The following is a 13,778-nucleotide window of genomic DNA, read 5'->3' as shown; positions in this document are numbered from 1 at the left end:
TATGACTACAAATCACCAGACATCCATCGCATCTCTTGCGAAAAAACGAAGAACATACAGTGCTGAATTTAAACAGCAGATCGTTCAGGCTTGTAAAGCACCGGACGTTTCAATTGCTTCGGTCGCTTTGCAACATGGATTGAATACAAATCTTGTATCCAAATGGATTCGCTTAATTGATGGTAAGCCTGGGAATGATCGCTCACCACTACCGAATAAACCTGCATTTATTGCCTTATCCTGCTCTGCACCATTAGATCCTACTCCTACTGACATGTTAACGGTTCAAATTACTTTACCCCACTCAAAAGCAGAAATTGGCTTGAAATGGCAAGTATCAGAAATATCTGCTTTAGCAGAATTACTCAAGGCACTTGCAACATGATCCGCATTGATGAAATTTGGCTCTCTACCCAGCCCATGGATATGCGAGCAGGAATGGATACTGTCATGGCTCAGGTGGTGAGAGCCTTTGGCTACATTAAACCGCATTGTGCTTACCTGTTCTGTAATAAACGTGGCCATCGCATGAAAGTGCTGGTACATGATGGACTGGGCATCTGGCTGTGTGCCCGGCGTTTGGAACAGGGAAAATTCCACTGGGCGCAGGTTCACCAGGGTGAAAGCATGGCGATCAGTCCGGAACAGTTACAGGCACTGATCCAGGGTTTACCTTGGCAGCGCATTGGACGACAGCAAGTGGTCACAATGCTCTAAACTAGCTTGGTCCATTCTGCTATTCTCCAAATGTTGTATTTCATTCTTCTCATGACCTCAGGCATACTGCGGTCATGAATACGCTGCCTGATTTAAGCCAACTGACCCATGAACAACTGCTGGAATTTACCAGACAGTTGGCAATGCAGCATCAGTCTCTGGCACAATCAAATCAAGAATTAGAAAAATCAAACCAACAATTAGATACCAAAGTTCAGCATCTTGAAGTATCCAATCAGCAATTAGATGCTCAAGTTCAACATCTTTCTATTCTCAACCAAAAATACGAGCATGAACTGGCGCTGTTTAAAAAGCACAAATTCGGCAGTAAAAACGAACATCTCACCGCAAAACAAATCCATCTCTGGGATGAAGCGGTCGAAGAAGATATTGCCGCTGTTGATCTAGAATTAGAACGATTAAATGCAGATAAAACCGATGCAGCGACACAGAAAGCCACAGTCAACAAACCTAAACGTCGACTGCTACCCGATCATCTACACACCATCCGTATTGAGCATGAACCTGCATCAACCCAATGCAGTTGTGGCTGCCAGTTACGTCGTATCGGCGAAGATATCAGTGAAAAACTGCATTTCAGACCGGCACAGTTCTACAAGGAACAGCATGTCCGTGGCAAATGGGTCTGTGATCAGTGCGACACTCTGACTCAGCAAGCGATGCCTGCCTATGTGATTGATAAAGGCATTGCTTCACCTGAATTGCTCAGCCATGTGTTGGTATCGAAGTATGCCGATCATTTGCCGCTGTACCGTCAGCGCCTGATCTATCAGCGGGCTGGCATTGATCTGTCCAGATCCACGTTATCTGACTGGATAGGTCGCTGCGGTGTAGAACTGGAACCTCTGGCCAATGCCTTAAAACAGGTGGTGCTGCAACAGCAGGTGCTGCATGCGGATGAAACACCAGTCACCATTATGCGGATGGGTGATGATGAGAAAAAACCGAAGAAAGGTTATGTCTGGGCCTATGCCACCACACAGTACAATCCAGTTCAAGCGGTGATCTATGACTTTCAGGATAGCCGTTCAGGTCAGCATGCAGAAGAGTTCCTGAATGGCTGGCAGGGCCATCTGGTCTGTGATGATTACAGTGGTTATAAAGCACGCTTTAAATCAGGCGATGTCATTGAGGTGGGCTGCATGGCGCATGCACGTCGTAAATTCCATGAGCTACATGTGACTGGGAAAAGTCAGATCGCTGAACAGGCATTACTGATGATTCAGAAACTGTATGCGATAGAAGCAGAACTCAGGAAAAAGACCGATAGTACAGCAGAACACCGCCGCGAATACCGACAACAGCACAGCCAACCAGTGATGCAACAACTATATGAATGGCTCAACCAACATCATCTGACAGTGCCATCGAGTTCTCCCACCGCCAAGGCCATCAATTACACTCTGAAGCGTTGGCCAGCTTTAAGCCGCTATCTGGATGATGGCAATCTACCTATTTGCAATAATTGGGTCGAGAATCAGATGCGTCCCTGGGCGTTGGGGCGCAAGAACTGGCTGTTTGCTGGCTCGCTGCGCAGCGGCCAACGAGCTGCCAATATCATGACTTTAATCCAGTCAGCAAAACTGAATGGCTTGGATCCGTATGCCTATTTAAGTAATGTGCTGAAAAGGTTGCCGACACATAAAGTGAGCCAAATAGAAGAATTGCTGCCGCACCGCTGGAAACCCGACCAAAATTAAAAAATAGCTATGGGGTTCAGCGCACGCTTACGAAAATGATAAGTAAAAATAAGTTACAAAGATCAGAGGAGTTTATTATCTTCGAAGAAGATGTAGTACGCTACGTAAGAGAATTTCCTTTTTGGATTCGGCTTTTTCTGCTGCCCTGGTCTCTGTTTTGTATTCCTTTCGTCTTGTACTATTTAGGCTTAGCACAATCGACAGATTGGACAAATACTCCAATTTTCGGAGTCATTTTTGCAACTTTCGGATTTTTGATCCTTCCTCTTGTTTTTTCAACTATGATTTTGTGGTTTGCAATTTTAGGTGATTCAATTGATTTGACGTTAAATTCCATATCTAGAGAAATCATTCTTCAAAGAAAGTCTCCTTTTAGAAGCAGGCTAACACATTACCCCCTTTCAAATTTACAAGTATATAAAGTTGAACTGGAATCAGACTACCCTGTTTACGATGCTGCAATAGTTACACTAAGAATGCCTGATGGTGTCAAAGTCAGTATCAGTGCTTTCTCTCGCGATGAAGAAGCGAAATACTATATTCAGAGAGTGCGCAAACTCATCGCGATAGCATCAGAATCACCATAAAATCAGACACAGTATTTTTAATGCGCTGTGTAGACTTATTTTACTTTTGTCACTTTACCTTACAATGAACAAGCCATTTGGGATTATGCCAAGTATTCAATTTACTTACAGGTAAACCAAGTGATAGTTTTAAGTCACTCCTAAAAAGTAAACAAGTATTTATTACCAAACCCTCTTGAGATACCATTTACCCATTGTACAATCTCATTCGTAGGCATCCATTTAAATTCACGCCATTGATATTTCATTGATCGCCATAACATTTCTATACGATTTAGTTCAGGGCTATAAGGTGGAAGAAAATATAGCCTCACATTGAAATCTTGTTCCAGTAAATCTCGCCATGCCTGCATTTTTTTGCTTTTATGGATAGAAGCATTATCCACAATCAAAGTGAGGGGGATGTTGTATTTCTCTTTGATCTGTTTGGCAACACCCATCACATAAGCATAAAAATACTCACCTGTAACAGATGATGTGTGCTGAATTAACAGGAGACTTTCACTTGGGAGATTCTAGACAGCTAACCGATAAAAGTCTTCTGCCATTTGATTTGGTGTCTTAAAATCCAAGCCTTTTTGAATTCTTCGCTGATTATAAAATAACTCTATATATTTTGTAATATCCGCTTTGGCTTCTTCCCTTGTTTTGTAGTTGCGATGATGGACTAGTTCATTTTTGAGTATGCCCCAGAAACTCTCTATCGGTGCATTATCAAAGCAGTCGCCTTTTTTGCTCATTGAACCCTGAAAATCAAATTTCTCAAGTAAGTTTCGATATTCATTACTGCAATATTGGCTGCCTCTGTCTGAATGTACAATGAGATCTTTAGCAGGTTTCTGATTGCGAATAGCCATATTCAATGCATCACAAACAAGCTTGGCTGTCATGCGCTCATTTAAGCTATAGCCAACAACCTGTTTCGTGTAAAGATCTTTGACAGCTGCCAAGTACAACCAGCCCTCAGCCGTCCAAATGTAGGTAATGTCACTCGACCACGCAAGATTAGGCTTCGTCATTGAAAACTGTTGCTTGAGTAAATTGTCATAAATAGAACGGTTGTGATCACTGTTCGTGGTTCTTTTGAAACGCTTATGGCGCTTACAATACAACTGATTTGATTTTTTTATTTGGCGCACAGCATACGTACTTATTTTGATACCTTGCGCTTGTAAATGCTTGGTTAATCGAACATAGCCATAGCTTTGTTTGGTTTCTTCATGGGCTATTTTGACCAAAATTGTCTGCTGATTTCGCTGAATTGATCTTTTACTCATGCCTCGCTTTAGCCAATCATAAAAGCGAGAAACGGATACACGAAGTAATCGAGCCATTAAAATAATCGGAAATAAGTGGCTTTGCGATTTCATATAGGCGTACCTCACTGACTTTCTTTGGCAAAGTACGCTGCTGCCTTTTTTAAAAATTCACGTTCCATTTCAGCTGTTTTGAGCTGTTGTTTAAGCTTCTTATTTTCTTCGAGTAAGGCGTTTAGATCGGGCGAATACTGTTTTGTGCCTGCTAAAGTTCCAGCCTTTGCTTTGTTATTCCAGTTCGAAAGGGTTTGCATTGAAATGCCAAGTTGTCTAGCGGATTCCGATACATTACCTTGGTTCTCTTCAATGGCTTTTATGGCTTCAGCTTTAAATTCTGCGGTGTAAGTCTTCTGTTTCTTGCTCATGGTAAACTCCTAATGAGTATGTATAGTTTACCAAGTTAAACCCTCCTGTTTTTTAAGCACACATCAGTTCAAGTAGGCTATATGAAAAAAGTCATGATGGGGCAAGTTACATTTTCAGTTAAAGTATGACTTATAGGATGCAAAACTACGTTGGGCGTGAAGTCATAAAAAAATTAATCAGGATTTTGCATAAATAGTGCGCCGTAAGGCGCATTATTTTTAAGGAAGGTTTGTATTACTCGACAATATATAACTTATGTTTTTTCTTCGGGGGCTCAACTTTAGCTAAAGCATCAAATGTTAATTGATTAAAATCTTCTTCAGAGATTCCAATTTCATCAAGCATTTTATTTTTATCAAAAGATGGTTGTGAGGCTAAAACAGAGATAATTTTGGGCAACATCAAACTCTCATCTCGATGAGTTTCTTCAGGTTCATTAATGTTGTAGCCCAACGAATTGATCTTTATAGAGTTACTACGATTAACCCAATCACTAACTAATCCCAGCTTGTGAGCTTTATAGTTAATAGCCTTCAGGGATGTTCGCCAAATCTTTTTATACTCAATCATATTTTCTAGTGAAAAATAGCGTGGAGCAGTAGAAAGAAATGCATCTGTTGGCATTAAAAATTCAGATGAAAATTGATCCGCTTCAGTTTCGAGAACACGATTATCTTTCTCGACACGAATTTTTTTGTTATGCGTATGCATAACGATATGACCAAGTTCGTGTGCACAATCGAAGCGGGCTCTTTCGGCAGACTTAAATGTATTTAGAAATATGAAAGGGCTACCACTTTCATCATCAAAAAAAGATAGTGCATCAATTTCTCGAATTTCAGTCGGTAATCTAAAGACACGGATTCCCTTTAGCTCACACAACGAAACAATGTTATTAATAGGTTGATTACCTAAAGCCCATAAACCTCTCAACTCTGACGCTAGGTGATCGGCATACTTAGATTCACCCAAAAACTCAGTAATATCTAAATCAGGACGGTGAAAAGTAGGTAACTTTACTTTCTGATTTAAGTACTTGTTAATATTTATTGCTAAAAGAGTATATGCCTCATTAGCTTTTCTATGCTGTGCTTTAATACGAGCAACCGATCTATAGAAGATTTGGTCTGTTTCATGTGGTTGTGTGTCATTACCTGCAAAGAATGACTTGGGTAAATTTAATACACGGCATATATCATCTTGATCATTTTCATTGATTTCTTTATCCACGTCTAAAAGTTGCTTTACCTTAGAGATAGAGCAACTCAATTTTTCTGCGAAATCGGTATTGCTAAGTCCTCGTAATTCTTTAGCAATACGTAAACGATCTTTATTAAACACATTAACCTCAGATTAAACTACAAGCTGAATATCAAAATCATCTGGTTTAATTTCATTAGATGGTTCCAATACTGGCTTAGGATCAGTTTTTACAGGAACTGTATTATCTATTTCAAATGCAATTCTGCAAGTATGGTCACTTGGTAAAATTGAAATTTTTTTCGCTTTTAAGTCCTGTACGAAGCTAGTTGGGTATGCAAATTCAAAAGGAATATTTGGGATATCAATGTCTTTATAGGCTGGATGTGATGCTGAAGGAAAGTATAAAATTCATGTTCTCAATTTTGTCTCATCATCATAAGCAGACTGATTCTCCTTAATATTATTTAATGTCATTAATCCTTTTTCACAGTGTGCTGATACAACTTGATCAGCTAACCCCAATGCAATATTCCCGCTCATAAAGATAATTTGTATTTTCTTTACTGTATTCTCAATTCTTGGCTGGCTGTCATTGTGGAATATCCAAGCAGGATCAGATTGTCGAAGCAGTAAAGCAATCTGTTCTCCAATTTTTCCCCATCGTGCAATAAAGCGTGCACGGTTATAGTGAGTATTTGTTCTATAGTCAGCATCACCGATCATAATTGCGTTTCTGACTAACTCGAGATCAGGTAATCCTAACTGTTTAGCTTTTTTGATAGCATTTTCACCTTTGAAAAAATCACATGGCGTGGGTTCAGAAGGTTGGATTGATTCTTCATCAAGGAGATTTAAATTCATCTTAAAAGTTATCCTAAAGTAGCGAATGTCTTTTTTATAACATCTTTTGATGTTTTAAAAAAGACATTTTTATAAATGTGTGCTATCTTCACTTACAACTTGATAATAAGAATTTTGGAGAAGAGACGTTGAGTAACTTATTCATTAATCATAAAAATTGTCCTGAATGCGGTGGCCGTATCAAAGGCTATTATTACTACTGTGGGCAGTGTGGTAGTCAAAATGTTGTAAACTGGAAGCACACGGGGATATTTTTGTTGATTGCTGGAAAGATTTTTCTGGTTGCTATGCTTTTTTTGCTAAAAAATTTTGTTCAAATCCATTTTTTTCACAAGTTTCATTGTGCTAATTTTTTAAATAATTCATAGAGGTTGATAGTAAAATGAAAGTTAAAGATTTAATTAAATAATTAGAAGAGTTTGATCTGGAATTAGATGTTTTAATTGCTAATGAAGAGAACAAAATCATTGGCATAAAAACCCTAGCCCGATTCTTTGAAATAAGCTATGTTTCTTTTGTTCATCCAGAGACACAAAGAAATGATATGGAAAGAAATGTTGAATTTACCTTTTTAGGAATGTCGACTAAAGACTCTAGAGTTATTGTTTTTATTGACGTTGTTCCATAATTTTCAAGTAGTCAAAATGAGTATACAATATTCATGTGATGCAAGAAGATACAACTGGATAGGATGGGCCCATAAGTATTTGAAGCTGCCTCGTGTATGATCATGGGGACTGTCCAAACAAACGGCTTTTGAGAGTGCTGCCTGATACGAAAAATAATATCCAAGAGATGCTAGCGGTAAATTTAGTGTAAAATTTAATGCTAGCCATCATTAAAACTTATTTAAAAATATGAAGTTATATCGCACAGATTGGAATATGTTTCCTAAAACGGTTATTGACCGTGGTCTTGGAGATGCAACCTCTCATTACATGTATGAAGCTGCTAAAGCAGGGGATGTTGAAAGTGCGTATATTTTAGCTAAAGATTTAGTTTCGGATGAGGCGATTGCTGAACTAGAAAGAATTATCGATGGTCGGGAAACTATTATAGTACCTGTACATGCTGAGGAAGCAGTCGGTCGTAATATGATTCCTTTAGCTACTTCAGCAGTTATAGCAAAGAAACTTGGGCTTGAAGTTGATACGAATATAGTTCAAGCTATAAAAGTATCAAGAACTGGCGGTGATGGGTGGCATAGATTAGCCAACCCACCAGCATTTGATGGGACAATAAACAATGATAAATGTGTTATTATTGTTGATGATACCCAGACCCAAGGTGGTACTTTTGCAGCATTAAAAGGTCATATTGAAACAACTGGGACGAATAAAGTTATTGGAGCATATGCACTGACGGGTAAACAATACTCATCACAATTAGCTCTAAGTAAAGAAACTCTTCAGCAATTGAGGGATGTATATGGTAATCTTGAAGCATGGTGGAAATCGATTTACGGGTACGATTTCGAAAGGCTCACAGAGTGGGAAGCAAAGTATATCCTCAACTCTCGTAAAACAGCTGACGAAGTCCGAGATAGAATCATTGCGTCAAAACAAACGTGATGCTTATGCACTTATGATGAAAATGAATTAATTATTATTTAATTAAGTTAAAAGACTGCTATATAGCGGTCTTTTTTGTTTTTGAGCTCTACAAATTTTAATGAGTACATATAGTTACTTTTATAAAAATGATAATAAAGGGTAGAGGAGGTCATCTAAGAATTTAAAGCACAAGACTTATTTAACATTGATGACAGAAAAAGTGAGTTGTTGGGAACTTAAAGAAGAGGTGGTACTTATAATGGTTACTAAAATACAAATACTTAAAATATTAAATATATAAAACAATATATTACAAATATATATGATGCGTAGTGTACGCATCATATATATTTTCTTCTATTTTGATATAATGGATCTCGTCAATCCGCTGATAGGTTTCATTTAAATTTCATGAGTCTTACTGAAATTAAAGTTCGCCAAGCTCATTGCAAGGAAAAAACTTGTTTTTTATCCGATGAAGATGGACTTAGCCTGAAGATTGAGCCGACTGGAAGAAAATCTTGGTGCTATCGCTATACAGATCCACAAACAAAAAAACGTCGCCGCATTCAGTTGGGGCTTTATCCTGATTTATCGCTGAAAAAGGCACGACAAGTCAAAGATGACTTTAAAGACAATAATTATTGTTTTGAGCATGATACTGTCTCTAATGTCATCACCTTTCGTAAGGTAGGGGAGGAGTGGCTGCAGTTCAAACTGAAAAATGCATTTAATGATTCACCCCGCTGCGGTGTACTACAGTTAGCAGAAAGATGTTTACAGCAAGATATTTATCCAGACCTTCAGGATTTACCTTTTCAAAACATCAAGCGTTATGACCTGGTTTCAGTAATCAAAAAAATAGAGGGACGCCAAGTAAAAGAACCTGTCAAGAAAGCTTGTAGTTATTTGAACCAAATTTATGACTACGCTGTAGCGATGGGTTATTGTGAATTCAACATCGCGCATGGTTTAAATAAAATCGCCATTAACAGTAAAATCAAGAAGAATTATCCGTATTTGAAAGCGGAGGATATATCAGATTTTAAGAAAAATTTATTAAAATTGGATGCCCATCCGATTATTAAAAAAGCACTGCTGTTCAAATTACATACTGGCGTGCGAGGGGCTGAATTGTTATTGGCTGAGCCTCATCATTTTGATTTAAATGAAAAAATCTGGAAAATACCTGCCTTGCATATTAAACAGTTTCGACGAAAAGTCATATTAGGCCATGAGATTCCCGACTTCTTAGTTCCACTTTCAGATCAGGCTTTAGATATTTTAAAAGACGTCATGCAATGGTCATACGGTGAAAAGTACATTTTTGCTAGCCCACGGAAACATAATCAACCGATTCATTTTAATACATTAAATATGGCTATACGTAAGATGGGCTATGGAAAACATCAATTATCCTCTCATGGACTACGTTCCACTTTTAGTACCATTTTGAATGACTCAGGTTTGTTCCAGGATAACTGGATTGAGGCACAACTTTCACATATTGATAAGAACCGTACCCGTGCCAGCTATAATCACGCTGACTATTTAGCCCAGCGGACTGAAATGATGCAGTGGTGGGGTGATTATTTAAGTACTGCTAAGTGAAAATCGTACTTTTATACATAGACTTAAAACATTATGGGGTTTCAAATGGATAGTAAACAATATACTTGCCGTGTTACATGGTCAGCAGAATATAATGAGTATGTTGGGTTGTGTGCTGAGTTTCCATCATTGTCTTGGCTTGATGCGGATCAGTCTAAAGCATTCTCAGGAATAGAGGAGCTCGTTGCTGATGTTGTCGCTGATATGATTAGCAATAATGAAAAAGTTCCTACACCACTCTCCGGGAAAATATAGTAGGCAGTTTGTTGTCCTTGTTCTCAGTGGTTCAACAAAAACTAGCCCTCGAAGCCGCAGAACGTGGCGTGGACATAAATTGTTTAGTATCAGTAAAAAGAGCGATGTAATTTTAGTACGAGTGAGTGATAGAGCAGGAACTTATGCTTCATATATTCAGTAAATGGTATGTTTTTGAATTAATAGGTATTTTTAAATAAAGCTTTCTTTGATTTAGTGCTTTTTATTTAATAAATTAATTTTAAAAACAACTTAGGCTAATTGATAAACACTATCTGGAAAGATTAAAAGAAAATATTTTTTAATTTCTGCTAATTCATTTAAGGCAGGTTCCCTTTCAAGCAGTTGAAATGTCCAAATAAGTACAGCCTGATGATTATCATAGCAAGTATTTACTCCAAGAAAATTAGCCATTCCATAACTTCTATTGATGTTCATTTCTTTAATTAATTGATTTCCTAAGTCACGAGCTTGCTGGCTGATCAATAACTCATTTGGTAACACGGCGGTCATCTCCACAAAATAATCTAATGCAGGTTCAATCCTTATATTTAAAAAGTTATAATTTAGTTGAAATGGATAAAATATACTTTCTATAAGTTGTAATAACCTGCTGTAGGTTGATTTTAGCAAAGTATTACTCAGTCAACAACTTCAAATAACCCACAGCAAGTTATTTTTTGTAAATTAATTTAAATATGATTACTTGTAAGTTATCTAGCCTCATGGGCGATAGAAAAATTTTAAAATTAAGTGAAGTGGTGCATGCAACAGGTATCAATCGCAATACGCTCACAAGTATGTATTATGACCGTGCTGTACGTATTGAATTACCAGTCGCCGATAAGTTGTGTAAGTACTTTAACTGTACGATGAATGATTTGTTTGAGTTTAAGGAAGAAGTTGAAGAAAAAGATTAACTTAATACGGCACTGTTGCAAATAGAGATTTGAGTCGATGATGTTCCCTTTAAAAAGTACTTAGAGACCGAAAACCCTGTTGATTAGACACACTTCACCCTGAGGCTGACCATAATAAAATGACGATGCTTGTCCTTTACGTAGTGCACGCATGACTTCAATACCTTTAATTGTGGCATAAGCCGTCTTCATAGATTTGAATCCTAATGTGGCCCTGATGATCCGCTTTAGCTTGCCATGATCACATTCAATCACGTTATTTTTATACTTAATCTGCCTGTGCTCAAGGTCTGATGTGTGTTGATAAAAACGGAGGCTTTCGCTTGGGAGGATTCTAGACAGCCAACCTGTAAAAGTCCTCTGCCATTTGATTTGGTGTCTTAAAATCCAATCCTTTTTGGATTCTTTGCTGATTATAAAATAGCTCTATGTATTTTGTAATATCTGCTTTCGCTTTTTCCCTCGTTTCATAAGTACGATGGTGTATAAGTTCATTCTTTAATATGCCCCAGAAGCTTTCAATTGGTGCATTATCAAAGCAGTCTCCACGCTTACTCATTGAACCTTGAAAATCATATTTTTCAATCATATTTCGATATACATGACTGCAATATTGACTGCCTCTGTCTGAGTGAACAATTAAGCCTTGTGGCGGTTTTTGATTCCGAATAGCCATTTTAAGAGCATCACAGACCAACTGTGCTGTCATACGTTCATTTAGACTATAGCCAACAACCTGCTTTGTATAAAGATCCTTTGAAGCAGCCAGATATAGCCATCCTTCGTTTGTCCAAATGTAGGTAATGTCACTTACCCACGCGTGGTTTGGAGTGCTCACGTTAAATTTTTGCTCTAATAAGTTTTTGTAGACGGGACGGTTGTGATCACTGTTTGTTGTTCTTTTAAAGCGCTTATGGCGCTTGCAAAAGAGTTTATTGACCTTCTTTATTGTACGTACTGCATATTGGCTAATTTGAACACCTTGAGCGTGTAAATGCTTACTCAGGCGAATATAGCCATAGCTTTCATTGGTCTCCTGATGTGCTATTTTCACCATGATAGTCTGCTGATTTCTTCGAATTTGTTTTTGGCTTAAGCCACTTTTCAACCACTCATAAAATCTTGATACTGAAACTTTTAACAGCTTCGCCATCATGGTGATTGGGTATGTATCTTTATACTGTTTCATGCAGGCGTACCTCACTGACTTTCTTTGGCAAAGTACGCTACTGCTTTTTTTAAGAATTCTCTTTCCAATTCCGCAGTTTTAAGTTGCTGTTTCAGCTTCTTATTTTCTTCGAGCAGAGCAGCAAGTTCAGGGGAATATTGTTGTGTTCCAACTAATGTTCCAGATTTAGCTTTGCTGTACCAATTGGAAAGCGTTTGCATGGATATGCCAAGCTGTCTTGCTGTTTCCGAAACATTGCCTTTATTTTCTTCAATCTGTTTTATAGCTTCAGCTTTGAATTCCGCTGTATAAAACTTTGGTTTTTTGCTCATGGTAAACTCCTGATGAGTACGTTTAGTTTACCAAGTGAAAGCTTCCGTTTTTATCAGCACACATCAGCAGCAGCCGATCCTACTAAAAGGATAGCAAACGATAAAAACAGCGATAGGCATGTTTTTAACCACTGCATAGAGATAAGACCAAAATTTAAGCTTTTTTAGTTTTACAGATTCGAAAGGAAATGACAACAATTTCATGAATAGTAGCCGAAGCTACCATTCATGATTCCAAGTCATATTATTTTAAAAAACTAATTCGATACCTGCACCATATTTCCATCCCTTTTCAGACTCTGTTGCCTCTTGCATAGAAGTGGCTTTCTGTCCTTTTTCATATTGATATGCAACATCCACAAAGGGTCTAATCCTTTTAGTAATCTCATATCTGGTTTTTATACCAGCCTTTAATTCAGACAAACCAGTCTTAGAAGCAAAGTCAGAATTATCATTGAATACAATATCTGCTTCGATATATGGTTGAGTAATTAACTTTTGGGTGAGTAATAAGTCTCGATCTACGTCAAAACTAGCTCCCCAGAAATTATTTTCACCACCGTATAAATAAGCCTGAGTTTCAAAGAAGTAAGGAGCTAACCCTAATATACCAACAACGCCATCCACTCTATTGCTGTTGTTATTTCTATCTTCACTATATCTTACACCAGCTTGTATATCCCAAAAGGGTGCTACATTACGACTGTAAAGTGCAGATACATCATATTTAGGATCATTGCCTTCTGCCTTATCTAAATTTGCTTTAAGGAATAAACGATTTTCATCTGTCCCAATTAAAGTATCAAACCTTGTTCCTAGGTTGCCCTTACCGTCTTCATCAACTAACCATGCATTTTCAAGTCTTGTTAATTGATAAATTTGTCCGCCATGTTCTTTAAGATGATCATCATTAGATGGGGCTGATCTCTTACTTGCGGTCAGAATAATATTATCTCCCCCATTTGTAATATTACTTTCTTGTTGCGAAGTACTGTTATCAGCAAAAGTTAAGTTTGATATACTTACTAATGCAATTGATAAGACTGTTTTTGAGAAGAAATTCTTAGTGATTTGCATGTGGATTTACTCCCTTCTCATTTACTTGGGACTGAGGAACAGTCTTTGTAGAATTACCATCTTCCACTTGAGCTACAATGAGTTTATTCAT

14 protein-coding genes and 2 pseudogenes are annotated in these 13,778 nt (G+C 37.7%); 8 read left to right on the top strand and 8 right to left on the bottom strand.

Features of this window, described 5'->3' with window-relative positions:
• The first annotated feature begins 1 nt into the window (after position 1).
• The 4 genes from tnpA to F973_RS14000 all read left to right on the top strand — a co-directional run bounded on the left by tnpA (position 2) and on the right by F973_RS14000 (position 3,025).
• The gene (gene tnpA / locus F973_RS14015) at positions 2-385 is read left to right on the top strand and encodes an IS66-like element accessory protein TnpA (RefSeq protein ID WP_004762545.1); all 384 of its coding nucleotides are present in this window, start codon (positions 2-4) and stop codon (positions 383-385) included.
• Complete coding sequence (tnpB, locus tag F973_RS14010; protein ID WP_155756478.1) at positions 328-717, top strand: IS66 family insertion sequence element accessory protein TnpB; 390 nt, start codon at positions 328-330, stop codon at positions 715-717. Before tnpA ends, tnpB begins: the two co-directional genes overlap by 58 nt.
• Before the next feature lie 74 nt (positions 718-791).
• Complete coding sequence (gene tnpC, locus F973_RS14005) at positions 792-2,438, top strand: IS66 family transposase (RefSeq protein ID WP_004762543.1); 1,647 nt, start codon at positions 792-794, stop codon at positions 2,436-2,438.
• 35 nt (positions 2,439-2,473) lie between these two features.
• A complete protein-coding gene (locus F973_RS14000) occupies positions 2,474-3,025 on the top strand; it encodes a hypothetical protein (protein WP_004762542.1) in 552 nt (183 codons plus the stop codon).
• 140 nt (positions 3,026-3,165) lie between these two features.
• Here F973_RS14000 and F973_RS13995 read toward each other — a convergent pair whose 3' ends face one another.
• From F973_RS13995 to F973_RS15150, 4 genes and pseudogenes are all read right to left on the bottom strand, one after another.
• Positions 3,166-3,465, bottom strand: a complete 300-nt coding sequence (locus F973_RS13995) for a transposase (RefSeq protein WP_004762541.1) — start codon at positions 3,463-3,465, stop codon at positions 3,166-3,168.
• A gap of 75 nt (positions 3,466-3,540) precedes the next feature.
• Positions 3,541-4,706 (bottom strand): IS3 family transposase gene (locus tag F973_RS13990; protein WP_155756441.1). Its coding sequence is split into 2 segments (ribosomal slippage): positions 3,541-4,448 and positions 4,448-4,706, totalling 1,167 coding nucleotides; the frame shifts between segments, so codons are not numbered across the junction.
• Positions 4,707-4,941: 235 nt separating this feature from the next.
• Positions 4,942-6,048, bottom strand: coding sequence for an ImmA/IrrE family metallo-endopeptidase (locus F973_RS13980; RefSeq protein WP_000482094.1), 1,107 nt, complete (start codon positions 6,046-6,048; stop codon positions 4,942-4,944).
• A 12-nt stretch (positions 6,049-6,060) separates the two neighbouring features.
• Positions 6,061-6,771 (bottom strand): annotated as a pseudogene (locus F973_RS15150) (hypothetical protein).
• Positions 6,772-7,628: 857 nt separating this feature from the next.
• On the opposite strand from F973_RS15150, the gene F973_RS13970 reads away from it, so the two are divergent.
• The 3 genes from F973_RS13970 to F973_RS13960 all read left to right on the top strand — a co-directional run bounded on the left by F973_RS13970 (position 7,629) and on the right by F973_RS13960 (position 10,190).
• Complete coding sequence (locus tag F973_RS13970; RefSeq protein WP_001986287.1) at positions 7,629-8,342, top strand: phosphoribosyltransferase; 714 nt, start codon at positions 7,629-7,631, stop codon at positions 8,340-8,342.
• Between the two features lie 393 nt (positions 8,343-8,735).
• The gene (locus F973_RS13965) at positions 8,736-9,935 is read left to right on the top strand and encodes a tyrosine-type recombinase/integrase (protein ID WP_000059658.1); all 1,200 of its coding nucleotides are present in this window, start codon (positions 8,736-8,738) and stop codon (positions 9,933-9,935) included.
• Positions 9,936-9,968: 33 nt separating this feature from the next.
• Entirely contained in the window at positions 9,969-10,190 is a 222-nt protein-coding gene (locus F973_RS13960) for a hypothetical protein (RefSeq protein ID WP_001986288.1), read from the top strand.
• A gap of 252 nt (positions 10,191-10,442) precedes the next feature.
• Here the strand turns inward: F973_RS13960 and F973_RS13955 are convergent, their stop codons facing one another.
• Positions 10,443-10,694, bottom strand: coding sequence for a hypothetical protein (locus F973_RS13955; RefSeq protein ID WP_004658363.1), 252 nt, complete (start codon positions 10,692-10,694; stop codon positions 10,443-10,445).
• Between the two features lie 194 nt (positions 10,695-10,888).
• Between F973_RS13955 and F973_RS13950 the strand changes: the two genes are divergently transcribed.
• Entirely contained in the window at positions 10,889-11,110 is a 222-nt protein-coding gene (locus F973_RS13950; RefSeq protein ID WP_004658364.1) for a helix-turn-helix domain-containing protein, read from the top strand.
• Positions 11,111-11,170: 60 nt separating this feature from the next.
• On the opposite strand, the pseudogene F973_RS13945 reads toward F973_RS13950, so the two are convergent.
• From F973_RS13945 to F973_RS13930, 3 genes and pseudogenes are all read right to left on the bottom strand, one after another.
• Positions 11,171-11,401 (bottom strand): annotated as a pseudogene (locus tag F973_RS13945) (DDE-type integrase/transposase/recombinase); the annotation flags it as partial.
• A 43-nt stretch (positions 11,402-11,444) separates the two neighbouring features.
• A protein-coding gene (locus tag F973_RS13940; RefSeq protein WP_125316795.1) for an IS3 family transposase occupies positions 11,445-12,610 on the bottom strand; the annotation gives its coding sequence in 2 pieces (ribosomal slippage) (positions 11,445-12,343 and positions 12,343-12,610; 1,167 coding nt in all).
• Between the two features lie 249 nt (positions 12,611-12,859).
• Complete coding sequence (locus tag F973_RS13930) at positions 12,860-13,687, bottom strand: copper resistance protein B (RefSeq protein ID WP_004762536.1); 828 nt, start codon at positions 13,685-13,687, stop codon at positions 12,860-12,862.
• Positions 13,688-13,778 lie beyond the last annotated feature (91 nt).

The sequence above is a fragment of the Acinetobacter sp. CIP 102129 genome (assembly GCF_000368305.1).
GTDB classification, from domain to species: Bacteria; Pseudomonadota; Gammaproteobacteria; order Pseudomonadales; family Moraxellaceae; genus Acinetobacter; species Acinetobacter parvus.
This window is presented reverse-complemented; position numbering and strand designations above follow the sequence as displayed.

Coding starts and splice junctions, on each gene's coding strand:
- tnpA (WP_004762545.1), top strand. CDS start 2: ATGACTACAAATCACCAGACATCCATCGCATCTCTTGCGAAAAAACGA.
- F973_RS14000 (WP_004762542.1), top strand. CDS start 2,474: ATGATAAGTAAAAATAAGTTACAAAGATCAGAGGAGTTTATTATCTTC.
- F973_RS13965 (WP_000059658.1), top strand. CDS start 8,736: ATGAGTCTTACTGAAATTAAAGTTCGCCAAGCTCATTGCAAGGAAAAA.
- tnpB (WP_155756478.1), top strand. CDS start 328: ATGGCAAGTATCAGAAATATCTGCTTTAGCAGAATTACTCAAGGCACT.
- F973_RS13970 (WP_001986287.1), top strand. CDS start 7,629: ATGAAGTTATATCGCACAGATTGGAATATGTTTCCTAAAACGGTTATT.
- tnpC (WP_004762543.1), top strand. CDS start 792: ATGAATACGCTGCCTGATTTAAGCCAACTGACCCATGAACAACTGCTG.
- F973_RS13950 (WP_004658364.1), top strand. CDS start 10,889: ATGATTACTTGTAAGTTATCTAGCCTCATGGGCGATAGAAAAATTTTA.
- F973_RS13960 (WP_001986288.1), top strand. CDS start 9,969: ATGGGGTTTCAAATGGATAGTAAACAATATACTTGCCGTGTTACATGG.
- F973_RS13930 (WP_004762536.1), bottom strand. CDS start 13,687: ATGCAAATCACTAAGAATTTCTTCTCAAAAACAGTCTTATCAATTGCA.
- F973_RS13995 (WP_004762541.1), bottom strand. CDS start 3,465: ATGGGTGTTGCCAAACAGATCAAAGAGAAATACAACATCCCCCTCACT.